The 22,481-nt window shown below is 60.7% G+C and carries 25 protein-coding genes and 2 tRNA genes; 12 read left to right on the forward strand and 15 right to left on the reverse strand.

What is annotated here, in order from left to right:
- Positions 1-147 precede the first annotated feature (147 nt).
- Complete coding sequence (gene dacB, locus BMZ10_RS06105; RefSeq protein ID WP_093459110.1) at positions 148-1,614, forward strand: D-alanyl-D-alanine carboxypeptidase/D-alanyl-D-alanine endopeptidase; 1,467 nt, start codon at positions 148-150, stop codon at positions 1,612-1,614.
- Between the two features lie 50 nt (positions 1,615-1,664).
- On the opposite strand, the gene BMZ10_RS06110 is transcribed toward dacB, so the two are convergent.
- The 3 genes from BMZ10_RS06110 to BMZ10_RS06120 are packed head-to-tail and all read right to left on the reverse strand — an operon-like array spanning position 1,665 to position 4,520.
- Positions 1,665-2,459 carry an ABC transporter ATP-binding protein gene (locus tag BMZ10_RS06110; RefSeq protein WP_093459111.1) on the reverse strand — a complete coding sequence of 265 codons (795 nt, stop codon included), beginning with the start codon at positions 2,457-2,459 and terminating at the stop codon, positions 1,665-1,667.
- A complete protein-coding gene (locus BMZ10_RS06115) occupies positions 2,453-3,451 on the reverse strand; it encodes an ABC transporter permease (protein WP_093459112.1) in 999 nt (332 codons plus the stop codon). Before BMZ10_RS06115 ends, BMZ10_RS06110 begins: the two co-directional genes overlap by 7 nt.
- The gene (locus tag BMZ10_RS06120; RefSeq protein ID WP_093459113.1) at positions 3,438-4,520 is read right to left on the reverse strand and encodes an ABC transporter substrate-binding protein; all 1,083 of its coding nucleotides are present in this window, start codon (positions 4,518-4,520) and stop codon (positions 3,438-3,440) included. The genes BMZ10_RS06115 and BMZ10_RS06120 overlap by 14 nt, the downstream gene beginning before the upstream one ends.
- Positions 4,521-4,812: 292 nt before the next feature.
- Between BMZ10_RS06120 and BMZ10_RS06125 the strand changes: the two genes are divergently transcribed.
- Positions 4,813-5,445, forward strand: a complete 633-nt coding sequence (locus BMZ10_RS06125) for a DUF5666 domain-containing protein (RefSeq protein ID WP_371265927.1) — start codon at positions 4,813-4,815, stop codon at positions 5,443-5,445.
- Positions 5,446-5,537: 92 nt separating this feature from the next.
- Here the strand turns inward: BMZ10_RS06125 and BMZ10_RS06130 are convergent, their stop codons facing one another.
- The 3 genes from BMZ10_RS06130 to BMZ10_RS06140 form a co-directional block, all read right to left on the reverse strand.
- Positions 5,538-5,882 (reverse strand): hypothetical protein, encoded by a 345-nt coding sequence (locus tag BMZ10_RS06130; RefSeq protein WP_093459114.1) that lies wholly within the window; start codon positions 5,880-5,882, stop codon positions 5,538-5,540.
- Between the two features lie 138 nt (positions 5,883-6,020).
- Entirely contained in the window at positions 6,021-6,575 is a 555-nt protein-coding gene (locus tag BMZ10_RS06135; protein ID WP_093459115.1) for a DUF4174 domain-containing protein, read from the reverse strand.
- A 249-nt stretch (positions 6,576-6,824) separates the two neighbouring features.
- Positions 6,825-6,901, reverse strand: a tRNA-Val gene (locus tag BMZ10_RS06140).
- Positions 6,902-7,086: 185 nt separating this feature from the next.
- On the opposite strand from BMZ10_RS06140, the gene BMZ10_RS06145 reads away from it, so the two are divergent.
- Both BMZ10_RS06145 and BMZ10_RS06150 read left to right on the forward strand, forming a co-directional pair.
- Positions 7,087-7,425, forward strand: a complete 339-nt coding sequence (locus tag BMZ10_RS06145; RefSeq protein WP_093459116.1) for a hypothetical protein — start codon at positions 7,087-7,089, stop codon at positions 7,423-7,425.
- Between the two features lie 208 nt (positions 7,426-7,633).
- Entirely contained in the window at positions 7,634-7,855 is a 222-nt protein-coding gene (locus BMZ10_RS06150) for a hypothetical protein (protein WP_256214435.1), read from the forward strand.
- 143 nt (positions 7,856-7,998) lie between these two features.
- On the opposite strand, the gene BMZ10_RS06155 is transcribed toward BMZ10_RS06150, so the two are convergent.
- Positions 7,999-8,075: transfer RNA gene (locus tag BMZ10_RS06155), tRNA-Val, on the reverse strand.
- A 195-nt stretch (positions 8,076-8,270) separates the two neighbouring features.
- On the opposite strand from BMZ10_RS06155, the gene BMZ10_RS06160 reads away from it, so the two are divergent.
- Entirely contained in the window at positions 8,271-9,554 is a 1,284-nt protein-coding gene (locus BMZ10_RS06160; protein WP_093459118.1) for an NAD(P)/FAD-dependent oxidoreductase, read from the forward strand.
- Between the two features lie 72 nt (positions 9,555-9,626).
- Here the strand turns inward: BMZ10_RS06160 and BMZ10_RS06165 are convergent, their stop codons facing one another.
- Positions 9,627-10,331, reverse strand: a complete 705-nt coding sequence (locus BMZ10_RS06165) for a cysteine peptidase family C39 domain-containing protein (RefSeq protein WP_256214364.1) — start codon at positions 10,329-10,331, stop codon at positions 9,627-9,629.
- 219 nt (positions 10,332-10,550) lie between these two features.
- Between BMZ10_RS06165 and BMZ10_RS06170 the strand changes: the two genes are divergently transcribed.
- Complete coding sequence (locus BMZ10_RS06170; RefSeq protein WP_093459120.1) at positions 10,551-10,730, forward strand: hypothetical protein; 180 nt, start codon at positions 10,551-10,553, stop codon at positions 10,728-10,730.
- Between the two features lie 85 nt (positions 10,731-10,815).
- Here the strand turns inward: BMZ10_RS06170 and BMZ10_RS06175 are convergent, their stop codons facing one another.
- Entirely contained in the window at positions 10,816-11,586 is a 771-nt protein-coding gene (locus BMZ10_RS06175; RefSeq protein ID WP_093459121.1) for a TerC family protein, read from the reverse strand.
- Between the two features lie 119 nt (positions 11,587-11,705).
- Between BMZ10_RS06175 and nhaR the strand changes: the two genes are divergently transcribed.
- A complete protein-coding gene (gene nhaR, locus BMZ10_RS06180) occupies positions 11,706-12,602 on the forward strand; it encodes a transcriptional activator NhaR (protein ID WP_093460069.1) in 897 nt (298 codons plus the stop codon).
- On the opposite strand, the gene BMZ10_RS06185 is transcribed toward nhaR, so the two are convergent.
- Together BMZ10_RS06185 and BMZ10_RS06190 are read right to left on the reverse strand one after the other, a co-directional pair.
- On the reverse strand, positions 12,599-13,756 hold the full coding sequence (locus tag BMZ10_RS06185; RefSeq protein ID WP_093460072.1) for an MFS transporter: 1,158 nt from the start codon (positions 13,754-13,756) through the stop codon (positions 12,599-12,601). The genes nhaR and BMZ10_RS06185 overlap by 4 nt on opposite strands.
- Positions 13,757-13,945: 189 nt before the next feature.
- Positions 13,946-14,455 carry a DUF1993 domain-containing protein gene (locus BMZ10_RS06190; protein ID WP_093459122.1) on the reverse strand — a complete coding sequence of 170 codons (510 nt, stop codon included), beginning with the start codon at positions 14,453-14,455 and terminating at the stop codon, positions 13,946-13,948.
- Positions 14,456-14,572: 117 nt separating this feature from the next.
- On the opposite strand from BMZ10_RS06190, the gene BMZ10_RS06195 reads away from it, so the two are divergent.
- On the forward strand, positions 14,573-15,241 hold the full coding sequence (locus tag BMZ10_RS06195) for a YceH family protein (protein WP_093459123.1): 669 nt from the start codon (positions 14,573-14,575) through the stop codon (positions 15,239-15,241).
- 105 nt (positions 15,242-15,346) lie between these two features.
- On the opposite strand, the gene BMZ10_RS06200 is transcribed toward BMZ10_RS06195, so the two are convergent.
- A complete protein-coding gene (locus BMZ10_RS06200; protein ID WP_093459124.1) occupies positions 15,347-16,159 on the reverse strand; it encodes a shikimate 5-dehydrogenase in 813 nt (270 codons plus the stop codon).
- A gap of 227 nt (positions 16,160-16,386) precedes the next feature.
- Between BMZ10_RS06200 and BMZ10_RS06205 the strand changes: the two genes are divergently transcribed.
- The 3 genes from BMZ10_RS06205 (at position 16,387) to BMZ10_RS06215 (ending at position 17,560) form a co-directional block, all read left to right on the forward strand.
- Positions 16,387-16,737, forward strand: a complete 351-nt coding sequence (locus tag BMZ10_RS06205) for a hypothetical protein (protein WP_093459125.1) — start codon at positions 16,387-16,389, stop codon at positions 16,735-16,737.
- A 261-nt stretch (positions 16,738-16,998) separates the two neighbouring features.
- Entirely contained in the window at positions 16,999-17,193 is a 195-nt protein-coding gene (locus tag BMZ10_RS06210) for a hypothetical protein (protein WP_093459126.1), read from the forward strand.
- Between the two features lie 184 nt (positions 17,194-17,377).
- Complete coding sequence (locus tag BMZ10_RS06215) at positions 17,378-17,560, forward strand: hypothetical protein (protein ID WP_093459127.1); 183 nt, start codon at positions 17,378-17,380, stop codon at positions 17,558-17,560.
- A 102-nt stretch (positions 17,561-17,662) separates the two neighbouring features.
- Here BMZ10_RS06215 and BMZ10_RS06220 read toward each other — a convergent pair whose 3' ends face one another.
- Positions 17,663-18,223, reverse strand: coding sequence for a hypothetical protein (locus BMZ10_RS06220; protein WP_093459128.1), 561 nt, complete (start codon positions 18,221-18,223; stop codon positions 17,663-17,665).
- A gap of 281 nt (positions 18,224-18,504) precedes the next feature.
- Here BMZ10_RS06220 and pbpG point away from each other — a divergent pair, with 281 nt between their 5' ends.
- Positions 18,505-19,440 carry a D-alanyl-D-alanine endopeptidase gene (gene pbpG, locus BMZ10_RS06225; protein ID WP_177182050.1) on the forward strand — a complete coding sequence of 312 codons (936 nt, stop codon included), beginning with the start codon at positions 18,505-18,507 and terminating at the stop codon, positions 19,438-19,440.
- Between the two features lie 460 nt (positions 19,441-19,900).
- On the opposite strand, the gene BMZ10_RS06230 is transcribed toward pbpG, so the two are convergent.
- Together BMZ10_RS06230 and BMZ10_RS06235 are read right to left on the reverse strand one after the other, a co-directional pair.
- A complete protein-coding gene (locus BMZ10_RS06230) occupies positions 19,901-20,833 on the reverse strand; it encodes a magnesium transporter CorA family protein (protein WP_177182051.1) in 933 nt (310 codons plus the stop codon).
- A gap of 4 nt (positions 20,834-20,837) precedes the next feature.
- Entirely contained in the window at positions 20,838-22,421 is a 1,584-nt protein-coding gene (locus tag BMZ10_RS06235; protein ID WP_093459131.1) for a RimK family protein, read from the reverse strand.
- Positions 22,422-22,481: the final 60 nt, after the last annotated feature.

Here is a 22,481-nt window from a genome sequence, read left to right on the forward strand (position 1 = left end):
TCACCAAAGCTTGGGGCATAATGCCGCTTTATCGAGGCGCACTGTGGCAGCCTGCCGGCGACGCGGTTTTTTTCAGCCTCCGTTTTTTTGTTGCGAGGGAATCCATCCCCTCTTCGTCTCCCTCTTTTCTGCAGTAGGGTTTACTGAATGATCAAGTCTTTGCGTCCGCTCTTCCTTGCCACCCTGCTCCTGCCGATTTCACTGTCCGTTTCTGCCGCCCCTATCAACACCGCGCTGCCGCCCAAGGTTCAGGAAGCCCTGAAGGCGAGCAAGCTGCAGAACGATGCGCTGTCGCTGGTCATGCTGCCGGTCAGCGGCCCGGGCACACCCACCGTTTTCAACGCTGACGTGTCGGTCAATCCAGCCTCGACGATGAAGCTGGTCACCACCTATGCCGCGCTGGAAATGCTCGGCCCCACCCATCAGTGGAAAACCGAGTTCTATACCGATGGCACGCTGAGCAACGGCGTCCTGCGCGGCAACCTGTATCTGAAAGGCGGCGGCGATCCGAAACTGAACATGGAAAAGCTGTGGCTGCTGATGCGCGACCTGCGCGCCAACGGCGTTCAGCAAGTGACAGGCGATCTGGTGCTGGACCGCAGCCATTTCGTGCAGCCGCAGTTGCCGGTCTTCGATGACGATGGCAATGACAAGAACAAGCCGTTTCTGGTGCGCCCGGATTCGTTGATGGTCAACCTCAAGGCCCTGCGCTTCGTCACCCGCAACGACGGCGGCAGGATTCTGGTGTCGGTGGAGCCGCCGATTGCCGCGATTCACATCAATAATCAGGTCAAAGCGCTGTCATCGAACAAGTGCACGGGCGATGTCCTCTATAACCCGGTGCCGGAAGCCGATGGCGGGATTACCGTAACCGTCTCCGGCCAGCTCGGCGACGGTTGCAACTCGCAGACGTATCTGTCGCTGCTCGATCATCCGACCTACACCGCTGGCGCAGTGCGGGCCATCTGGCAGGAGCTGGGCGGCACCATTCTGGGCAAGGACCGGCTTGATGTGGTGCCCGGCAGCGCGAAGCTGCTGGCCAAGGCTTACTCGCCGGATCTGGCGGAAATCATCCGCGACATCAACAAATTCAGTAACAACACCATGGCGCAGCAACTGTTCCTGAGCCTGGGCTCGGAGTTCCGCAACGAAGCGGACGGTGATGACGCCAAGGCCGCGCAGCGCGTCGTGCGTCAGTGGCTGGCGAAGAAAGGCATCATTGCAACGCACCTGGTCATGGAGAACGGCTCGGGCCTTTCCCGTGCCGAACGCGTCAGCGCCCGGGAGATGGCACAGATGCTTCAGGCCGCCTGGAACAGCCCCTATCAGGCCGAGTTCATGAGCTCGCTGCCCTTGGCCGGCATGGACGGCACCATGCGCAAACGCCTGAAACGCACCGCGTTGCGTGGCGAAGCACACATCAAGACCGGCACACTGAACACCGTACGCGCGATTGCCGGTTTCAGCCGGGACAGCAACGGCAGCACCTGGGTCGTCGTCGCGATCCTCAACGATCCACGTCCGTGGGGCGCCTCATCGGTACTCGATGAAGTGCTGGTGAGCATGTTCAACCAGCCAAAACTGGCGAACACCACCATTTCCCTGCAACAGTAACCCGTTCCGATCCTGCGCGCCGCGGTCACCCGCCGCGCGCAGCCCTCGCTTCACCAGCTCTCGCCCAACCCCAGCAACCCCAGAATCTGCTTGCGCAAATCGACCAGATACGGGTCATCGCGGTGCCGCGGATAAGGCCGTTCGATGGTCAGCTGGGCCTTGATTTTCGCTGGCCGGTCGCTGAACACGATGACCCGATTGGCCAGCAGCAAGGCCTCTTCAACGTCATGGGTCACCAGCAGCGCGGTATACCCCTGACGCTGCCAGAGATCGATCAGCTCCTGCTGCATGGCGATTCGCGTGAGGGAATCCAGCTTGCCCAAGGGCTCGTCGAGAATCAGCAGTCTCGGCTCGTTGACCAAGGCCCGGGCGAGCGCCACGCGTTGCGCCATGCCGCCAGACAACTGACGTGGATAAGCCCGGGCAAACTGGCTCAGACCCACTTTGGCCAGTGCCTCGTCGACCTTGCCCTTGGTGGTTTTCAGCAAGCCCTGTGCTTCGAGCCCCAGGGCGACGTTGTCCCAGACCCTGCGCCACGGGTACAGCGTAGGGTCCTGAAACACCACGACCCGACTCGGGTCCGGCCCGGTGATGTCTGCCCCGTCGGCGGCCAGGGTTCCGCTGTCCGCGGATTCCAGCCCCGCCACCAATCGCAGCAACGTCGACTTGCCGCACCCGGAAGGCCCCAGCAGCGCGACGAATTCGCCCGGCTCGACGTTCAGCGAGACACGCTCTAGCACCGGTAACGTGTGCCCTTCGAGGGAAAACCCGTGGCTGAGGTTATCGATGCGCAGCGACAAACCCGGGCTGCCCCCAGCGTTCAATGCGCGTGCCGTACTCACCATTTCATTGCTCCTTGCTGCCAGGCCAATAGCCGGTCACGCACCAGAAACAGCGCTGAAATCAGCCCCGAACAGGCCAGCGCCATGATCAACAACGCGGCGTACATGTTGGCGTACGCCGCCCAACCCTGCGCCCACTGCAAATACCAGCCGATGCCGGATTTCACGCCCATCATTTCCGCGACCACCAAAGTCGAGAACGATGCGCCCAGGCCCATGAACAATCCGACGAAAACGTGCGGCAAGGCAGCGGGAATGGCGACCTTGAAAATCAGAAAACGCTGACTGGCGCCCAACGTACGGGCCACATCGTAGTAAGCCTTGTCGACGCTGGACACACCGGACCACGTCAGGACGGTGACCGGAAACCAGGTCGCCAGGGCAATGAGAAACACGCTCGCGCTCCAGCTGCTGGGAAACAGGAAAAAGCACAGTGGCAGCAGCGCCGTTGACGGCACCGGTCCCAGAATTCGCAGCACCGGGTGAAGCCAGTAGCCGATGCTGCGCGACCAGCCGATGGCGACTCCGGCGATAAAGCCGGTGATTGCGCCCAGCGCCACGCCGCTGCCCAACAGGATGGCCGAGTGAAACAGGCTGTCGGCCAGTCGCGGCCAGTCTTCGACGTAGACGTCGAGCAATGCCTGGGGCGGCGCGAAGAATGGCACGGGCAACCAGGCGAGCTTGGCCGTGAGCAGCTCCCAGAGGCTCAGCACCACGGGCAAGGCGATCAGCCACGGCCCAAGGTGCCGGGTTCGCGCCGACAGCCGTTGCGACCAGCGTGCGACGATGACCGCGAGCACGATCAGACCGGTCATCGCCAGACACACATTCGCCAGGCCCTGCGTCATCGGCCAGGTGCGCGTGGCGTTCGGCAGGTAAACGATCAGCAGCGCGGCGGCCAGCCAGAACGCGGCGGCAACGAGCCCCTGCAGCCAGAGCCCGGACGTCGGGGATTCAGCCCGCGCCCGGACCGCGGACACTTCAACTGAAGACATCGGCAGTGATCTCCCCGGCGAAGGTATTGGCGTCGGTGCTCTGGCGAATCACCTCGACCGTCTTGAGGTCACGCACGTAGGTGGCGATCTCGGCGGTCAGCGCGGCGCCGACGGCGTGATGGCCGTGGGTGTGATCGTGAAGAATGGCGACCACTTCCTCGGTCGTGGTATTGAGCGCGTAGGCCTGGAAACCTTTGGCCACTTCCTCCGGGTGCTTCACCGAGTAATCGTGGGCTTCGAGGATCGCCTGGGTCAGCGCCGCCACCACGCGCTTGTCGTCGCGCGCCAGTTTGCCGGTCACGCCCACCACGCAGCAGCTCAGGTTGGCGTACTCCTCCACCAGATTCGTCGACAACTCGCGGGCCTTGCCGGCCTTGATCAAGCGATACATGAACGGGTCGCTGCCGCTGACTGCCTGAACCTCGCCACGCTCCAGCGCCGTGCCGAGCAAATCGGCCGGATAGAGCCGCCATTCGACATCGCGGGTCGGGTCGACGCCTTGCTTCTTCAGCAAAATGGAAAAGAAATTGCGGTCAGGGCTGGCCATGTCCGTGACACCAATGGCCTTGCCTTTGAGGTCTTCAAGCCTGCTCACGCCGCCATTCGCGGCGCTCAACAGACGAAGGCAGCCGCCATGAGTGCCGGCCGTCAGCTTGACGTCGAAGCCTTGTTCGAGGGCCTTGAGCCAGCGCAGCGCCATGCCGATTCCCGCATCCGCCTTGCCAGTGGCAATCGCCTCGAGCAGCACCTCGGTGGAGTTGCCGAAATTGACCAGTTCGACATCCAGATTGTGCTTCTTGAAAAATCCCTGACCGTGGGCGATGACCACCGGCGCCAGACACACCGCATTGAGGTTGATCGCCAGCTTCAACGCACGCGGCTGATCGAGCCGGATGAATTCGCCAGTGCCGGCCGGCTCCGCCGACGCCTCTGCGCCATGCGCTGCATGATCGGCATGCTCGTCGATGGCCCAGACGCTGCGCGGCAGCGACAGCAGAAACGGTGATGCCAGTGCGGCGCTTGCCAGCCCCAGCACACGACGACGGCTCAGATGATCGAAAACGGCCATGGGTGTTCCCTAACCAGATGAATGAAATGGACGCGTCAATCTGGAAGGTTCTAATAACCATTTCTTAGGTTCCAGCGACTGCTTAAAACCTTAGCACTCACCATTTAATTACTTAAATTCATTTTAATTCTATATGACTATGCAAACAGTCTATGTAACGCGGCAGTGCGCGCGGCATGATGCGTAGTGTGACCCATCGGGTTAGGAGGTTTCTGACAGCGATGTCATCCAGCCCATGCCCCGGTGCGGCTAAGCTGATGAATCAGAACGACCACTCGGGAATGCGAGATCCATGAAAACCCAGACTGGCAAACGAATGCGCGACACCCTGCTGATTCCAGGCCTGCTGGCGGCTGCACTGTTCGCCTCGGGCGTGTCCTGGGCGGACGATGCCAAACCTGCGCGTGTGCGCGGCGCGATCACGGCGATTGAAGGCGACCATTTGAAGGTCCACAGCAACCGTGGCGAAGATGTTCAGGTCAATCTTACCCCGGACACCCAAGTGCGCGGCGTGACGCTGGCTCAGGTGTCGGACATCAAACCTGGCAGTTACATCGGCTCGGCCGCCGTGCCAATGCCGGACGGCACGTTGAAAGCGCTGGAGGTGCATGTCTTTCCCCCGCAAATGGCCGGCACCGGCGACGGCCATCGGGCGTTCGACCTTGCCAAGGACAGCACCATGACCAATGGCTCGGTGGGGGATCTGGTCACCAGCGAAGGCCGCACCATCACGGTCAACTACAAAGGTGGCCAGAAGAAGATTCTGATTCCGGATGACGTCCCGATCGTCAACCTCGTGCCGGGTGATCGCAGCCTGCTAAAGCCTGGCGTGAAGATCGTGCTGCAAGCACAGAAAGGTGCAGACGACACCCTCACCGCGCTGTCGATTTCTGCCGGGGAAAATGGCGTGACGCCGCCAATGTAGGATCTGAAACCGTTCCGCGTGGTGTGTCAGTGATGCACCGTGCGGAGGCGCCTTTGCAGGGCGCCTTCTCACGGTCAGTCAACTGAGGCTGATCACAGACAGGTTGCCAGCACCGCGCCGCGCTGGTCGACCACTTTGGCACCCGGTTTGGCGTAGAAATTGATGGTGGTCGAGCCGCCCTTCCCCAGCACGTCGGCGAAATACTCGCCTTCGGTGGTGTAAACGGCGAACTCGCCCGGCTGGCCTGTTTCCATGAACACGTCGGCGACATCCCCGAACAGCTGCACATTGGCCCAGGTGACCTTGATGCATTCAGCCACCGCCGCGGCCGGTTTCTGGCTCGCGTACACATGCGCAGGTCCCGCAGACCGCGTTTGATTCAAGCTCATGCAGCCGGCCAGCATCACCAGCGCCACAGCGCCCGCCCAATGTTTCATGACATTCCTTATCGCTGAAAAAACCGCGATCTTAGCAGCAAGCCCGAGTATTCCCTACCGCCACGGATCAACATGACGAGGCTCGACGCGTGGCTGCGTGATGCTTGTCGTGCAGCCACCGGGCGGGCCGATGCAGGGTCAGTCGTCCAGCCCGGCGGGCGGAGCGGCGGGCGCGTTTTTGCCGGCCTTGCCTGGCTTGCCAGCCGGCGCTGCCGCCTTGGGTTCGGCCACCGGCGCACTTGGCGCGGCAGCCGCTTCTTTTTCAGCCATTGGCATCTGGTCGATGGTGCTGAAAATTTCCTTGGGATCGATCGAGCCTTTGTGGTCGATCTTCGTTTCGCCGTCCTTGCCGACGAGAATCACCTGCGCCTGATCGCCCGGCCGCGCACCCAGCTTCAGATCACGGATCAGCGCCATGGTCGCCTGCGCATCCATGTCCTTGCCGTTGCGCTGGCCGATCATGTTCACGACCGTATAGAGAACCATGTTGCGCTTGGCGAAGGCTTCTTTGTTGGCAGGTTCATCGAGGCTTTTCTTGAGGCTCACCAGCGTCGGGTCGACCGAGCTGGAAGCAATGATGATCAACGGACGAGACTTGCCACGCTCCTGAGTCAATGGGGTATCGCCGTCAGCGGCAAACAAAGGGCCTGCAACGGCGAACAGAATGGCAAGGGTCAGCGACCGACTAAACATACACACCTCCTTTCGATTTCCATGCACTGATGATCGCGCATCGTGGCAAAAGGTCCAGCCGATAGCTTGAAAAATCAGGATTTTTTTCACCGAAAGCCAGGTTTCGTCAGCGAGACGCGCAGCCATGACCCGGGAACCTGGAGAATAATGAAGGACGCGCCGACCCGTTCAAGGCGGGAAACGGGCACAAAAAAAGGGTGACCCTCTCGGATCACCCTTTTCGCACCGCCCAGCAGAGCGGATTTTATCTGGTAGGCGCGATTGGACTCGAACCAACGACCCCCACCATGTCAAGGTGGTGCTCTAACCAACTGAGCTACGTGCCTGCTGTGGGTCGGCATTCTACGGATATTCAAATGTGTGTCAACGTCTTTTTCGCGCCTTAAGCCTATGAATATGCGAATTTTTTACCGGCTGCCGACGGACAAATGCCGCTGGTCGCCATGATGGCACGATGTTCGTGTCACAGATGACCAAGTTCAGGTAAGGACCACGACAAGGAGATCACCTCATGAACAAATCAATCGCGGTACTGGCACTTGGCTGCGCACTGACCTGCACGTCATTCATGGCCGCCGCAGGCTCGACCGCTCCGGCCATGGGGCCGCCACCTTCGCAGACGGGTGTGGACCCTCGCGTGCAGGGTCAGGACCCGGCCCGACAAGGCACCGACATGGACACTGGCTCGGGCGTCGGCATTCGCAGCGGCATGGGCACCTCAATGAGCAACGGGACAGGCAACGACAACGATGCCGATCTTCCGGGCGGCGACACCACGGGCGGCGGTTCGGCAGGCAGCTCGAAAGGTTCGGGTGGCGGCTCGTCCAGTGCAGGCGGCGCAGGCGGCTGATCAATCGGAGGGCCGCCTTGGCGGTGCATCATCCGATCAGGGCGCCCCACAGCGCCCATCGTCATAGCCGCACAGTTACTGCCCTGCTGATATGGCCCTGCTGTCATGCTGCACCCCATTTCCAGGCTTTGCTATATTCCGCGCCTACCAAGGCTCCGATGCGAACGCTTGGAACGAATGCAGGTTGAAGGAGAGCAATACCGTGGGGATGAAGAAATCGGCGCTGGAACTCAAGCGCGATCTCAATACGATCGCTGGCAACCTCGAGCGTACGGCCGGCGAGATCAGTCGCCTGGCCGAGCGGGTGAAAGACGTTGACGTAGTAGCCGTGCTGCACCTGATGAACCAGCAGTACAAAGACGCCGATCGGCTCCGCGCTTACGTGGATGAGATTAAAGCCGGCCGCATCACTCGCGCCAGGTCCGAATAACGCCAGAATCGTCCGCCCACGCACCTGAGCTGGCAAGGATCAATGCCGCACGAATCGTCCGCTGCAGGAGTATGGATTGCAAACAAAAAAGGGTGACCCTTTCGGATCACCCTTTTTCTTACCGCCCAGCAGAGCGGATTATCTGGTAGGCGCGATTGGACTCGAACCAACGACCCCCACCATGTCAAGGTGGTGCTCTAACCAACTGAGCTACGTGCCTGCTGTGGGTCGGCATTCTACGGATATTGAAATCCGTGTCAACACGAATTCCGGCTAACCTCCTGAATATCCAAAACTTTTAGACACCCGCCGGTTTCTCGTCCGCGCGTGGTGCGCTGATACCTGGCTGGTGGCCGTTTTTCTTCTCAGGTACGATCGGCAGATTCGTAAAAAATATAGAACGGGAGTTTACAGGATGACGAACACTCCATATCCACAGTCCTATTACGCCGCCTCGGCCAATCCCGCCCCTGCCCGCCCGGCGTTGCAAGGCGACGTCCAGACCGACGTATGCATCATCGGCGCTGGCTACACCGGACTGTCCAGCGCCCTGTTTCTCCTGGAAAATGGATTCAACGTCACCGTGCTGGAAGCTGCGAAGGTCGGCTTCGGTGCCTCGGGTCGCAACGGCGGGCAGATCGTCAACAGCTACAGCCGCGACATCGACGTGATCGAACGCACCGTCGGCGGCAAAGAAGCGCAGCTCATGGGGCAAATGGCATTCGAGGGCGCAAGCATCATCCGCGAGCGTGTCTCCCGATACGGGATCAAGTGCGACCTCAAGGATGGCGGTGTTTTTGCCGCGCTGACGGCCAAGCAGATGGGCCATCTGGAATCGCAGAAAAAGCTCTGGGAGCGCTACGGCCACACGCAGCTGGAGCTGATGGACCAGCGCCGCATACGCCAGGTGGTCGCGTGCGATCAGTACCTCGGCGGCATGCTCGACATGAGTGGCGGCCATATTCACCCGCTGAACCTGGCGTTGGGCGAAGCCGCAGCGGTCGAGTCGCTGGGTGGCGTCATTCACGAACAATCGGCAGCCGTTCGTATCGAACGCGGCGCCAACCCTGTGGTGCACACCGCCCAAGGCTCGGTGCGGGCGAAGTTCATCATCGTCGCCGGCAACGCCTATCTGGGCAATCTGGTGCCGGAACTCGCGGCCAAATCGATGCCCTGCGGGACGCAAGTGATTACCACCGAACCCCTGAGCGAAGAGCTGGCCAGCACTTTGCTGCCGCAGGATTACTGCGTCGAGGACTGCAATTATTTGCTCGATTACTATCGACTCTCGGGCGACAAGCGTCTGATCTTCGGCGGCGGCGTGGTGTACGGTGCGCGCGACCCGGCGAACATCGAGGCAATCATCCGGCCAAAGATGCTCAAGGCCTTCCCGCAGCTCAAAGACGTGAAGATCGATTACGCCTGGACCGGCAACTTTCTGCTGACGCTGTCGCGCCTGCCTCAGGTCGGCCGGCTGGGCGACAATATTTACTATTCCCAAGGCTGCAGCGGTCACGGCGTGACCTACACGCACCTGGCGGGCAAGGTGCTGGCCGAGGCGCTTCGCGGTCAGGCAGAACGTTTTGACGCGTTCGCCGGCCTGCCGCACTACCCGTTCCCCGGCGGACAACTGCTGCGCACACCGCTGACTGCGCTGGGCGCCTGGTACTACAGCCTGCGGGACAAACTGGGCTTCTGACTGACAGCGTCCGGGCAGCGCACCTTGCCGACAGCGCGCCTCACGCGACGCCGTCGGCAGATGTCACTCGGCTCAATGCGCGTTATTGATCGCCTTGACCGCCTCACCCGCTGCCTGCTCTTGCCCCGCCTGGGCCAGCTCGTTGGCGGACTTCAACCAGCGTTCCCGATCAACGGGCGCAGGCAGTTGCCGCGGCCCCTGCACCAGCACCGCCCAGTTGTCGGCGCTGTTCCAGTCGGACGTAAACTCCTCAAAACTGACCGTCAGACGCCCCAACCCGGTGTAAATCAGCACCGTGCGCTTGTTCTGGTTGTACCCCACCAGCACGCCATAGCGTTGCTCTTTCCACCACATCGACCCTTCAGAGAAGCGCACCATCACTGGATAACCCGCGGCGACCTGGGCCAGCAAATCGGGCAGTTGATGATCGACCGGGTAGACCACGAAGCCGTATTCACGCGCCAGATCGAGCATGTTGCGCTCCAGCCGATCCTCGCCCCCCGGCAGTTTCAGCGGCTTTTCCAGCAACCCCGGCGTGGTCTGCACGCCATGCACGGTCAGCATGCTGGCCAGCGCAAACGGGCCGCTCTGATAATCCTTGCCCCGAAAGAACGGGACCGCATTGATCTCCACCCGGTCCGGCAAACGTTTGTATTGCGCGGGATATCCCGGCTTCCAGTCAGTGGAGCTGGAGCAACCGCCAACGGTCAGTAACACCGCGAGCGCCAGCCATTTGCGTTTCCCTGCAGCGACATCCAACCGAGACAGTACCGACACGTCGTTCACTCACTCATCTGACACCGGGCAACCCGCGACCCGGCCTGGACGCCGATCATAGAGCCGCGTTGACCCTGGGTATAGCCTCAATACGCAGTCCGCATGCGCGCATAGAACAAAACGGTCATGGGTTTAATACCATCGGTCAATTTTCAGCAACAACCCACGTACTAGACTGTCGATTACAGAGAGACGAAGAGCAGAAGACCGGAGGAACCCATGAGCCTCGGAATGACCATTGTGATGTTGATCGCTGCCTGGCTCGCCGTCGCTGGCGCCATGTTGTGGGGTGTGATGCGGATTTCCCGCCGTCACCATCCCAACCACAGGCAACAGGCAGATACCGCCAAACCCGCCCGCGCGCTAGAGCGCAAGCACCGTCATGCCACTGCGCACTGACACTCGGCAGAAATAGCGGCAAAAAACGGTCGGTGATGGAGTCCCCATCCCGACCGTTTTGCGTTGCATCAGCTGTACCGGATGATCAGCCCTTCTGCGTCTCAGCCCCGGCCTCGGCCTCCAGGCGTTTCTGACGAGCGCGGCGCACCAGCATGTTCAGGCCCTCGATCAAGGCAGAGAACGCCATGGCGGTGTACACGTAACCTTTCGGCACGTGGGCGCCGAAGCCTTCGGCGATCAGGGTCATACCGATCATGATCAGGAAGCCCAGGGCCAACATGACGACGGTCGGGTTATCGTTGATGAACTTCGCCAGCGGTTCCGACGCCACCAGCATCACTACTACAGCAGCAACGACGGCGATGATCATGATCGGCAAGTGTTCGGTCATGCCGACTGCGGTCACGATGCTGTCGATGGAGAAAACCAGGTCGAGCATCAGGATCTGGCCAATGGCGGCGGCCATTCCCAGGCTGACGGTATTGGAGACGGCTTTCTCCTCCTCGCTTTTGATGTCCACGCTGTGATGGATCTCAGTCGTGGCTTTCCAGACGAGGAACAGACCACCGGCAATCAGGATCATGTCCTTCCACGAAAAGGTCTGCCCGAAGACTTCAATGACCGGCTCGGTCAACTGGACAATCCAGGCCACGGTGCTCAACAGGCCCAGGCGCAGAATCAGCGCCATGCTGATGCCGATCCGGCGTGCTCGGGTGCGTTGATGCACCGGTAATTTGTTGGTCAGAATCGAAATGAAGATCAGGTTATCAATGCCCAGCACGATTTCCATCACCACCAGCGTCGCCAGCGCGATCCACGCCGTGGGGCTTGCCACCAATTCCAGAAGGTATTCCATATAACGGTTCGTCCAGGTTCAGTTCAAAGAAGACAGTCGGCATTCTAGGGACCGAAACACTTCAGCAAAATTCGTATTTTCAAGGTGTATACTTCGGTTTTTCCGAAGTGTTCACCAGCATGCTCAACTACCGCCAATTGCACTATTTCTGGGTCGTCGCCAAGACCGGCAGCATCGTGCGTGCCTGCGAACAGCTGAACCTCACGCCGCAAACCGTCAGCGGGCAGATCAGCCTTCTGGAGCAGACCTTCGGCGTGGAGTTGTTCAAGCGCGTCGGTCGTCAGTTGGAGCTGACCGAAACCGGGCGCGTCGCCCTGCCCTACGCCGAACAGATGTTCCAGCTGGGTGGCGAACTTGAGGCAGTGCTGCGTGCGCAACCGGACGAACAGCAGATTCTGTTTCGGGTGGGCGTGGCGGACGTTGTGCCCAAGTCCATCGTCTATCGGCTGATCGCGCCGACCATGGCCTTGAGCGAGTCGATCCGCATCAGTTGCCGCGAAGATCAGCTGGAACGGCTGCTGGCGGACCTCGCGATTCAGCGCCTTGACCTGGTGATTTCCGACAGCCCCATGCCCTCTCATCTGGACATTAAAGGCTACAGCCAGAAACTCGGCGAATGCGGGATCAGCTTTTTCGCCACGCGAAGTCTGGCGCAGAGCTACGGCCAGGATTTTCCTCTCGGCATGCAGGGCGCGCCCTTGCTGATTCCGGGGCAGCAGACCGTGGTGCGCAGCCGCCTGATGCGCTGGTTCGCCGAGCAGAACGTGCAGCCGAAAATCGTCGGTGAATTCGACGACAGTGCGCTGATGAAGGCATTCGGTAAATCCGGCAGCGGGATCTTCATCGCGCCCAGTGTCATTGCCGACGAGGTCATGGAGCAATATGACGTCGAGCTGATCGGCCAGACCGACGCGGTGACTGAGTCGTTCTACGCGATCTCGGTCGAGCGCAAGGTCAAGCATCCCGGCATCGTCGCCATCACCGAAGGTGCCCGACGCCAGCTGTTCACCGACTAAGCCTCACAACGCCCGGCGGCCGGTCTTGCGGCCATGAGCAGCAGCGCCAGCAGAATCGACAGCAGAATGATCCCGGCAGCCGCGAACCCCAGGCTGCCCAGGCCCAGTCGGTCAATGACCCGCCCGCCAATGATCGCGCCAATGCCGATCCCCAGGTTGGCCCCGGCAATGTTCAGTGAGGCAGCGAACGCAGGCGCCTCGGGCGCGGCCTTCATCAGCCGCACGTGACTGACCAGAAACAGCGCGGCCTGGGTCACGCCCCATATCGCCAGTGCCAATGCCAGCGCAGGCAGCGAGTGCATGCTCGGCACCACCATCACCATGCCACCGATCATGAACGTGCAGAACGTCAGGCTGGCGATCAGTGGATGACGATCAACCAGCCGACCGCCCAGCGAATTGCCCAGCAGGCCGACGGCGCCGAACCCCATCAGACACCATCCCACCACCGTGCCGTTGAAACCGGCCAGCCGTTCGAGCATGTCGGCCAGGTAGGTGTAGGCCGTGAACATGCCGCTGAAAACCAGCACCGACAGCAGCACGTGCCCCTGCATCAGCGGGCTGCGCAGGATGCGGAACTGACTGCGAAAAGAAGCCTGATCCTTGTGCACGCTGCGTGGCAGGTAAATGAACAACAGCAGCGCCTTGGCAAATGCCACCACCGAGAGAATGGCGAAGGCGCTGCGCCAGCCGAAGGCATCGGAAATCAACGTGCCCACCGGAATGCCGAAGACTGTGGCGCAGACGATGCCGAACCCGATCTTGGCGATTGCACGACCGGCGTGATCGGGGCCGACGATGTCGACGGCGGTTTCGCTGGCCAGCGCCCAGAACACAGGCAGGCCAAGGGCAGGAATCAATCGCGCGATGGCCATGACCCAGATATTGGGCGCCATCGCGGCGACGGCGTTGGCGACACCGAACATGATCAGCACCGAGATGAACAGGCGCTTGCGCTCGAATCGCGAAAACCAGGCCGTCAGAAACGGGCCGAAGCAGGCGACGGTAAACGCGAACAGAGTGACCAGAAGGCCGGCCTGCGGGATCGTCACGGCCAGATCGCGGGAAATCGCCGGGAGCAACCCGACGATGACGAACTCTGTCGTCAGCACAGTGAAACCGGCGGCCGATAACAGGTAGATGGGAAAGAACATGAACACTCCAGAACGACGAAACGACCAGTCCTTGCGGAGCGGCCGATCGGGGATGACATACAGCGGAATGCGGATATTAACAGAGACCGGCGACAGCATCGCCATCGCGCGGCCTGGAAGCAGGACCGCCGCCTGAACAGTCAGACGGCGGCGGGGATCAGGCGTTCACGCCCGTCCGGGTGTCGGCGATCAGTAAGCGCCCATGTAATCGCGTTTGCCGACTTCAACGCCGTTGTGACGCAGCAGGTCGTACGCCGTGGTCACGTGGAAGAAGAATTGCGGCAGCGCGTAGTGAACCAGATAGGTCTGGGTACTCAGGCGCTTCTCTTTGTCGGTGCCGGGGCGCAGCACGATCTCGCGCTCTTCGTTGCCGTTGATTTGCTCCGGCGTCAGGGTGTCGAGGAACGCCAGCGTCTGGGCGAGCAAGGCCTGCAGATCGGCAAACGTAGTCTGCGCGTCGGCGAAGGTCGGCTGTTCGACGCCCGCCAGACGAGCGCCGGCGCCCTTGGCGAACTCGACGGCGATCTGGACTTGCCGGGTCAGCGGGAACATGTCCGGGAACAGGCGCGCCTGCAGCAGAGCATCAGGCTGGATATTTTTCGCGGTGGCATGGGCTTCGCCTTTGGCCAGCACATTGCCCAGCGCGGAGAGCATTTGTTTGATAACCGGAATCGAAGCGGCGTACAGAGAGAGGGTCATGGCAGTTCCTGAGAAAAGGGAGCGTGTTGAAGCGCATGTCGCGCATGCGAACGCGGCTTGTCTTTTACCTCATCCAGACCCTACCCTCATAGCCTTTTCAACGCGTGGGGAAACGCCATGTCCGCCGATCTGGATTCCGGCAATAACGCAGACGCAGCCGATGCGCTGCAACTCGACAGTACCGAAGTGCGCATTCTCGGCTGCCTGATCGAGAAACAGGCGAGCAACCCTGAAACCTATCCCCTGACCCTCAATGCGCTGGTGCTGGCATGCAATCAGAAAACCAGCCGCGAACCCGTGATGAACCTGACCGCTGGCCAGGTGGGTCAAGGCCTTCGCGCCCTTGAAAGCCTGCAACTGACGCGACTGGTCATGGGCAGTCGCGCCGATCGCTGGGAACACCGTGTCGACAAAACCCTCGAACTGGTCCCGGCGCAGGTGATTCTGACCGGCCTTCTGCTGCTGCGCGGCCCGCAGACGGTCAACGAACTGCTGACCCGCAGCCAGCGCATGCACGAATTCGAAGACGGCGAGGCGGTCGTTCATCAACTGGAGCGATTGATCGGTCGCGGCTTGGCGCTGTTGATTCCGAAACAGGCCGGTCAGCGCGAGGACCGGTACACCCACGCACTGGGCGATCCGGCCGACATGCAGGCGCTGTTGGCAGCTCGGCAGCAGTCGCCGGAACGCTCCAGCGGCGGCAGCGTGGCGTTGACGGACCGGGTTGAAGCACTGGAGGCGCGGATTGCCGCACTGGAAGAACGGCTGGCAACACTGGAGGGCTGAGGCCGCAGCTAACCTCGGCTCGAAGCGCGCTGGCGAAACAGCGCCATTCAAATCCGCCTGATCACTGGCATGGATCGGGCTGCGGCTGCGGTCGAGCCAGCGACGCTATCCCCGGGCGAACGCGGCGGCGGCTTGATATTGCTCCGCGGTCGGCGTCACGCCGGTGTACAGGATGAACTGTTCCAGCGCCTGAATCGCCGCTACTTGATCACCTGTGATCAGGCGCTTGCCGGCTTTTTCGGCGTGAACAATGAACGGCGTGCGTGCAGGGGTCGCCACGACGTCAAATGCGGTGTCCGCGGCCTCGATAGCCGCTTCGTCGAAGGCCAGGGCGTCGGCCTGATCGCCCGCCATGCCGAGTGGCGTGACGTTGACCAGCAAGGGCGGGCGCTCGCTGCCCAGTTCTGCCTGCCACGCCAGGCCACAGGTGCTCGCCAGCGCGCGACCGGCCGCCTCGTTGCGCGCCACGATCAAGCCATCGGTAAATCCGGCATCACGCATCGCGCACGCCACCGCCTTGGCCATGCCGCCACTGCCGCGCAGGGCAAAGCGTGTGCGTGGAACGGCGTGCGCCTCCAGCAACTGCGCGACAGCGATGTAGTCAGTGTTGTAGGCCTTGAGATGGCCATCAGTGTTCACGATGGTATTGATCGACTGAATCGCCGCCGCCGATGCATCCATCTCATCGATCAGGGCGATGCTCGCCTCCTTGAACGGCATGGACACGCCACAGCCGCGAATACCCAGCGATCGCATGCCGGCGATGGCAGCCGGCAGGTCATTTGGCGCAAAAGCCTTGTAATAAAAGTTAAGTCCCAACTGCTGATAAAGATGGTTATGAAACCGCACGCCGAAGTTGCCGGGACGGCCGGCCAAGGACATGCATAACAGTGTTTCTTTACTGGCAGTGACCAACATGAAATCTCCCGAACGGTATTAGGTGGCGCCTCAGGAAAGGCGTAGAATTGCGCTGCTTGCGGTGATTAGAGCCCGCAATTGTCAGCAAAGTTGTCGAAGACCTTACACAAAATTTACCCAACGGCGCCGCAGAAATTTCGCAATCCGTTGTCTGAGTAGTTATCCCGTGGCAGTGCCTGAGCATAACGCAGGCCCGCGACAACGGGACTGAACACCGAGGAACAGTCATGATTCGTCACATCCCCAAGGTTGCCTTGTTGTTAGGTGCCCTCGCCCTTGCAGGCCAGGCTGAAGCCCATGGCGGCGGCCCAGGCTGGGGTGGAGCGGCCGTTATTGGCGCAGTGGTTGGCGGCGTGGTCGGTGCAGCCGTCGCGTCGGGCCCGACTTACGTGGCGCCCGCTCCGGTGTATGCGGCCCCGGCTCCGGTGTATTACGCACCGCCACCCCCGCCACCGGTTTACTACCAGCCTGCTTATGTCGTTGAGCGTCCCGTGGTGTACGGTCCGCCCCGCTACTATGGCCCGCCACGTTATTACGGCCCGCCACCGGGCTATTACCATGGTGGCGGTCGCTGGTAACAGCGAGCCGACCCTGACATGAGCGCTGCGCTTTTCAGCACCGCGCTCGATACCAACCCCGCCGATCAGGCGGGGTTGTCATTTCCGGCCCGCCGATGATGTACAGAACACGCCGGTGAAGTCGGTCGAAGCCTTCACGGGTGAGCATTGCGATAAAAGAAGTCGTTCCCGGAACATTGACGCCTGCCCAAACGTACATACTTCTGGCATCGTCTGACTGGCGAATGTCGCGCCAGCCTTCAATAACAACAGGTACGTCCAATGCCGACACAGAATCCGCACCGCACCGCCGGACTTTGCACTTCGGGCAAGGTCTACAACGCGCTCACCGAACTCAAGAGTCTGGAAGGTCACCGCACGGCGAAGTTCCTGTCGCTGCTGGCGCAGAACCTGGTGGAACAGGGTCTGCTGTCGGAGGAAGAAGTGGTCGCCATGCTCGATCAGGTCGTTGACTGACGCGCCACACTTCGGGCAGTTCCAGCCACGCCTAGCCTCCCTTGCACACGCCCCGCCCTGCCGTCAGCCCCTACGGTATCAGGCGGCTGCACCCGTTCCGCGTCAATGACGACTATCGAGAGCAGTGATTTCTGCCTGCGGACCCGGCCCCGTAAAGTAGCCCCATAGATTGATGGAGGCACTTATGACCAAGGTTCAAATCATGTCGGTAATCGGCAGCGCAGTTCCCGCTCAACTTCGTGAACGTGGCCTGTTGGCGTGCTGGTACTTGATGCAGGACGGTGAGCCCGTCAGCGGCCCTCTGCCGTCGCTGCCAGCTGCGCAGGCACTGTCGCAACAGATCGAAACCCGTCAGCTCAACAGCTGAAACCGAATTCGCTCTTCCCTGAAATCGTGCGTTGCTCCGCACTTCCCTTTAGCCCGCATCCCCTGACGCGGGCTTTTTTTTGCCTGAAATACCTGGCCGGATTCAGCCCCGTTCAGCGAGGGCGACATTGACCTGGCAGCGATGGGCGAGCTTCTGCAAGCGTTTTTCCAGAGCAGCAAGCACGACGCGATCCGAGCGACCGCTTTCCATTTCGTCGATCAGGTCGTTGGCGACCAGACGCAGTTCATGGGCGATGACGATGCGGTCGTCGTTCTGATCCAGCTTGTGTGACTCGAACAGCCGATGCAGGAAGTCGTCGAGCGTGCGTTGCTGGCGGTGCCGGTCGCTGGCGCGTAGATGCACCAGATTGACGGTGATGCGTGCCAGCAATTCGCTCAGTTCACCACACAGGTATTGCATGCGCCGGGCATAGCCGGTCTCGCGGTCGCGCACCTGCTTGCGCTGGAATGCAAGGTCGTCGCGCTTCTGAATGGCGGGCACGGCAACGGCTGCCATCAGCCCCGCAATCAAGCCGATGGCCTGAACCCAACCGGCCCAGTCCGAAGACCTGGCGAACAGACCGATCGCTAGCAAGAGCACCGCGACGATCACTGCGGCGAACACCGGCACGGTGTAGTCCTTGCTGATAAACCCCTTGGGCATTGCGCAACTCCTGATTCAATGTGGCAAGACGATTCAATGGCGTGGAATGCTAATCGGTGGCTGTCGCGAGTGCCATGAATATTCGATCCAACCCTTTTAAATACAGGCTTTTTTACCCGGTAACCTGAACGCCACCCATACGAGCCGCTTTTATTGACGAAACGGCGCGAAGCCCCATCGACATCTCTGGAAACATGCTCCTAAAATGCGCCGATCTTGTTGTCGTCCTTCAATAAGTACGACGTTCCATGGTGTTTCCATCAATTAAGTGAGCTCTGCTCTTGAAAATTCGCACATCACTCATCGGCCTATTATTTGCACTTACAGGCTCGGCACTTTCCACCGGTGCCCTTGCGAACGAACCCGCCGCTTTCAATCGCGACCCTGCCAACCTTCATCTGGCGTCAGGCAGCGCCATGATCACCGACCTGCAGACCGGTCAGGTGCTGTATTCGAGCAACCCGGACGTCATCGTGCCGATCGCCTCGGTGACCAAACTGATGACCGCCATGGTCACCCTTGACGCCAAGCTGCCGATGGACGAGATGATCAAGGTCGACATCTCGCAGACCGCTGAAATGAAGGGCGTGTTTTCCCGGGTCAAGCTGGGCAGCGAGTTGAACCGCCACGATATGCTGCTAATCACCCTCATGTCTTCGGAGAACCGCGCGGCAGCGAGCCTGGCGCACAGCTACCCGGGCGGCTACCCGGCCTTCATCAAGGCCATGAACGCCAAGGCGAAGGCACTGGGCATGAGTCACACCGTTTACATGGAGCCGACCGGCCTTTCAGTGTTCAACGTATCGACTGCGCGCGATTTGACCAAACTGGCGCTTGCCGCGCGTAGCTACCCGATGCTGCGGGAACTGAGCACCACGCCGGAAAAGACCGTGACTTTCCGCAAGCCCACCTACACCCTGGGTTTCAGCAACACTGACCACCTGGTGCGCAAGTCGAACTGGGACATCAAACTGACCAAGACCGGTTTCACCAACCAGGCCGGGCACTGTCTTGTGCTGCTGACCAGCATGGCCAATCGTCAGGTGTCGGTGGTGATTCTCGATGCCTTCGGCAAATACACCCACTTCGCCGATGCCAGCCGGATGCGTTTGTGGATGGAGACCGGCAAGAGCGGTCCGGCGCCGGAAGTGGCGCTGCAGTACAAGAAGGAAAAGAACCTGGTGATGAAGCAGAAAGGGCTCCAGGCGTCGGATTGATTGCCCGCGGTCACTGGCGGCGTGATGCGACGGCCGGGAACACGTTGCATCCGTAGCGGTACGCTCTGATGCGCCTGACCCGAACCACAAGCTCGACACCCTCACCAGTGGCCGGCTTCCCCCACACCGATAAGGCGTGATCGAGGCCTCGCGGCGGTTCAGTAGGACCGGCTTTAGCCGGGAAGATGGCAGCGTGTGGGGCATCACTTTTGCAGTGTGGTCACTTACGCCTTCCCGGCTGAAGCCGGTCCTACAAAATATGCGCAGTGTCTCTGTAGGACCGGCTTTAGCCGGGAAGATGGCAGTGCGCAGGACATCACGTTTGCAGTGTGGCCACTTACGCTTTCCCGGCTGAAGCCGGTCCTACAATCATGCGCATTGCCTCGGTAGAGCCGGATAAAGCCGGCGCGCCGTCCCGCGTGGTGATGTGACCTTCACCGGTCCGGTGAGGCCTTCAACTTCAGCTGCGAATCCTGGCCATGCGCTTGAGCACCACCACCATGGCCGTGCCCAGCCCAGCCATGCCGACCAGCAGGGCCGGGTAGCTGATCCACCAGGGCAGCGGCGTGGTCATCATGCTGTATTCGGACATTCCGCCGATGCCCGCCAGCAGGTTCAGCGGCAGGAACACCACGTTGATCAGCGTCAGTTTGCGCAGCAGGTTGTTGGTGTTGTTGTTGACCAGATTGCCCCGTGCGTCCATCAGGCTGGCGAACACCGTGGAATAGATGTTCGCCTGTTTATGGCACTGCTCGTTCTCGATGATCATGTCTTCGATCAGCGCCAGACTGTCGCTGGAAAAGTGGTGCTTGTGCGCATGATTGCGCAGCCGGGTCAGCACCGAGCCATTGCTGTCGATGGCGTTGATGTAATAGACCAGGCTCTCGCTGAGGTTGAACATCTGCACCAGATGGCGGCTGTCCATCGAGGCGTTGAACTGCTGCTGCAATTCCCGGGCGATCAGTTTGATCACCTTCAAGTGGCCCAGGTAGTGATGGATATTGTTGAACAACACCTGCAGCAAGACGTCCAGCGGCTCCTGCATCGGCCGATGCTGATCCAGCTCGCCGAGCTGGCGGTCATCGGCGCAGATCAGCACCATCTGGTCGTGGCTGAGCAGCAGGCCGAATGAGGACACGTCAAAGCAGAAGCTGTCCTGACCGGAATAATTTTCCGGACGCTTCCAGATCATGAACAGCCCGTTGGGGTGGAACTCGATCCGCGCGACTTCATCCGGATCCAGCGCCGACGCCAGCGCATGGTCATCCAGTTGAAAACGCTCCAGCAGACGCGCCCTCTCCTGCGCATCCGGCTGGCTGAACCACAGCACAGTAGCGTCCGGCTCGGCACACTCGCGCAACGCGCCCGCCTCAAGGCGATGCCCCTTTATCACGGCATCAGCCCGCCAGGCCGCGACGCTTGACGTCGAGACGGCGGATGAACTCCTCGAGCACCAGCGCGTACAGATCGTCCTGCAACCAGGCGTCTTCGATCCCGGCATCGAGATTGGGATTGTCGTTCACTTCAATGACCACCACCCGATCGCCCGACTGCTTGAGGTCGACACCGTACAGGCCGTCGCCGATCAGATTGGCGGTCTTCACGGCCAGCTCCACCACGGCCTTGGGCGCGTCATGAACCGCCAGAGTCCGGCACTCGCCGTTGATCTCGGCGCCCTTGGCCTTATGGTTGTAGATCTGCCAGTGGCCCTTGGACATGAAGTACTGGCAGGCAAACACCGGCTTGCGGTTGAGCACGCCGATTCGCCAGTCGTATTCGGTGTAGAGGTATTCCTGCGCCAGCAACAGCACCGACTGCTCGAACAGCTGGTCGGCGGCATCCTGCAGCTGCCGGGCGTCCTGCACCTTGATCACCCCCTTGGAGAAGCAACCATCAGGGATTTTCAGGACCAGCGGAAACCCCAGCCGGCTGGCCACGCGCGCGAGGTCGTCCGGGCGCTCCTTGTACAGAATCTCGGTAGCGGGCATGCCCAGGTTGCGGCGCTTGAGCAAGTCGGTCAGGTAGACCTTGTTGGTGCAGCGCAGAATCGACGCGGGGTCATCCATCACCACCAGCCCTTCGCTCTCGGCCTTTTTGGCGAAACGGTAGGTGTGGTTGTCGACGCGGGTGGTCTCGCGGATCAACAGGGCATCGTATTCACCCAGGCGTGAATAGTCCTTCTTCTCGATCAACTCGACATCCATGCCCAATTGCTGACCGACGCGAATAAAGTTCTCCAGCGCTTTGGAATTGGATGGCGGCAGCGCCTCCTGCGGGTCGTGGAGAATCGCCATGTCGTAGCGGTAGGTGCGACGCGAACGCGGCTGGCGCCAGATCTTGCGGCTGAAACTGTCCAGCGACTGCGCGAACTGATCCTGCTGATCGTCGCGCAGACGCGTCATCGCCCCCGTCTTGATGCCGACCACGTGCCAGTGCTCGCGTTTGCGAAACTGCACCAGCAGGATCGGTGCGGGGAACGCTTCGAACAGCTGGCGCGCCAGATCCTGCAACGGCACGAGGTCGGTCTGGCCGAAATACAGGCTCAGCGTAAAACCCTCGGTCTCGTCATAGGGATGGTCACGCAACGCGTGCTCCAGCCGTTTGTCCAGGTCGTCCAGCGCCAGACCGTACAGCGATTTGCGCGCCAGCTCACTGATGGTCTTCACCGATGGAATCACGTGATGACCCCGGGCTTCGGCCAGCAGCGAGCAATAGTAACCATGGCCCAGGTACCGGTAACTGCGACACAGGTTAATGACCTGCACACGCTGTCCGACATGGGTCTGTGGCGGGCTTTCCATATAATCCTGCGCCGTGATCAGGTCATCACTGGGCAAGTAGGAAGACCAGTCTTCCAGGCGCTCGACCACGATCAATAGTTGACTCTGTGTGGAGAGCGCTTTCAGCGGTTCAATATTAAATGTTGCCGAACGCTGAGAGTGTGTCGATACTTCATCGGTCTTCACCGGCACCGCATTCATGAGTAGATCCTTCGGGAACCAAGTCCTTTCTATTAACCATGGCGTTGTAGAAATGTCCCG

This window comes from Pseudomonas sp. NFR16 (assembly GCF_900108875.1).
Lineage (GTDB): Bacteria > Pseudomonadota > Gammaproteobacteria > Pseudomonadales > Pseudomonadaceae > Aquipseudomonas.

Bases quoted from the DNA above. Each gene is read 5' to 3' on its own strand.
- BMZ10_RS06130 (WP_093459114.1), bottom strand. From the start codon at position 5,882: ATGAAACATTGGGCGGGCGCTGTGGCGCTGGTGATGCTGGCCGGCTGC.
- BMZ10_RS06205 (WP_093459125.1), top strand. From the start codon at position 16,387: ATGATTCGTCACATCCCCAAGGTTGCCTTGTTGTTAGGTGCCCTCGCC.
- BMZ10_RS06215 (WP_093459127.1), top strand. From the start codon at position 17,378: ATGACCAAGGTTCAAATCATGTCGGTAATCGGCAGCGCAGTTCCCGCT.
- BMZ10_RS06120 (WP_093459113.1), bottom strand. From the start codon at position 4,520: ATGGCCGTTTTCGATCATCTGAGCCGTCGTCGTGTGCTGGGGCTGGCA.
- BMZ10_RS06235 (WP_093459131.1), bottom strand. From the start codon at position 22,421: ATGAATGCGGTGCCGGTGAAGACCGATGAAGTATCGACACACTCTCAG.
- BMZ10_RS06160 (WP_093459118.1), top strand. From the start codon at position 8,271: ATGACGAACACTCCATATCCACAGTCCTATTACGCCGCCTCGGCCAAT.
- BMZ10_RS06185 (WP_093460072.1), bottom strand. From the start codon at position 13,756: ATGTTCTTTCCCATCTACCTGTTATCGGCCGCCGGTTTCACTGTGCTG.
- BMZ10_RS06145 (WP_093459116.1), top strand. From the start codon at position 7,087: ATGAACAAATCAATCGCGGTACTGGCACTTGGCTGCGCACTGACCTGC.
- BMZ10_RS06175 (WP_093459121.1), bottom strand. From the start codon at position 11,586: ATGGAATACCTTCTGGAATTGGTGGCAAGCCCCACGGCGTGGATCGCG.
- BMZ10_RS06200 (WP_093459124.1), bottom strand. From the start codon at position 16,159: ATGTTGGTCACTGCCAGTAAAGAAACACTGTTATGCATGTCCTTGGCC.
- BMZ10_RS06170 (WP_093459120.1), top strand. From the start codon at position 10,551: ATGAGCCTCGGAATGACCATTGTGATGTTGATCGCTGCCTGGCTCGCC.
- BMZ10_RS06125 (WP_371265927.1), top strand. From the start codon at position 4,813: ATGAAAACCCAGACTGGCAAACGAATGCGCGACACCCTGCTGATTCCA.
- nhaR (WP_093460069.1), top strand. From the start codon at position 11,706: ATGCTCAACTACCGCCAATTGCACTATTTCTGGGTCGTCGCCAAGACC.
- BMZ10_RS06110 (WP_093459111.1), bottom strand. From the start codon at position 2,459: ATGGTGAGTACGGCACGCGCATTGAACGCTGGGGGCAGCCCGGGTTTG.
- BMZ10_RS06195 (WP_093459123.1), top strand. From the start codon at position 14,573: ATGTCCGCCGATCTGGATTCCGGCAATAACGCAGACGCAGCCGATGCG.
- dacB (WP_093459110.1), top strand. From the start codon at position 148: ATGATCAAGTCTTTGCGTCCGCTCTTCCTTGCCACCCTGCTCCTGCCG.
- BMZ10_RS06220 (WP_093459128.1), bottom strand. From the start codon at position 18,223: ATGCCCAAGGGGTTTATCAGCAAGGACTACACCGTGCCGGTGTTCGCC.
- BMZ10_RS06115 (WP_093459112.1), bottom strand. From the start codon at position 3,451: ATGTCTTCAGTTGAAGTGTCCGCGGTCCGGGCGCGGGCTGAATCCCCG.
- BMZ10_RS06210 (WP_093459126.1), top strand. From the start codon at position 16,999: ATGCCGACACAGAATCCGCACCGCACCGCCGGACTTTGCACTTCGGGC.
- BMZ10_RS06150 (WP_256214435.1), top strand. From the start codon at position 7,634: ATGAAGAAATCGGCGCTGGAACTCAAGCGCGATCTCAATACGATCGCT.
- BMZ10_RS06135 (WP_093459115.1), bottom strand. From the start codon at position 6,575: ATGTTTAGTCGGTCGCTGACCCTTGCCATTCTGTTCGCCGTTGCAGGC.
- BMZ10_RS06190 (WP_093459122.1), bottom strand. From the start codon at position 14,455: ATGACCCTCTCTCTGTACGCCGCTTCGATTCCGGTTATCAAACAAATG.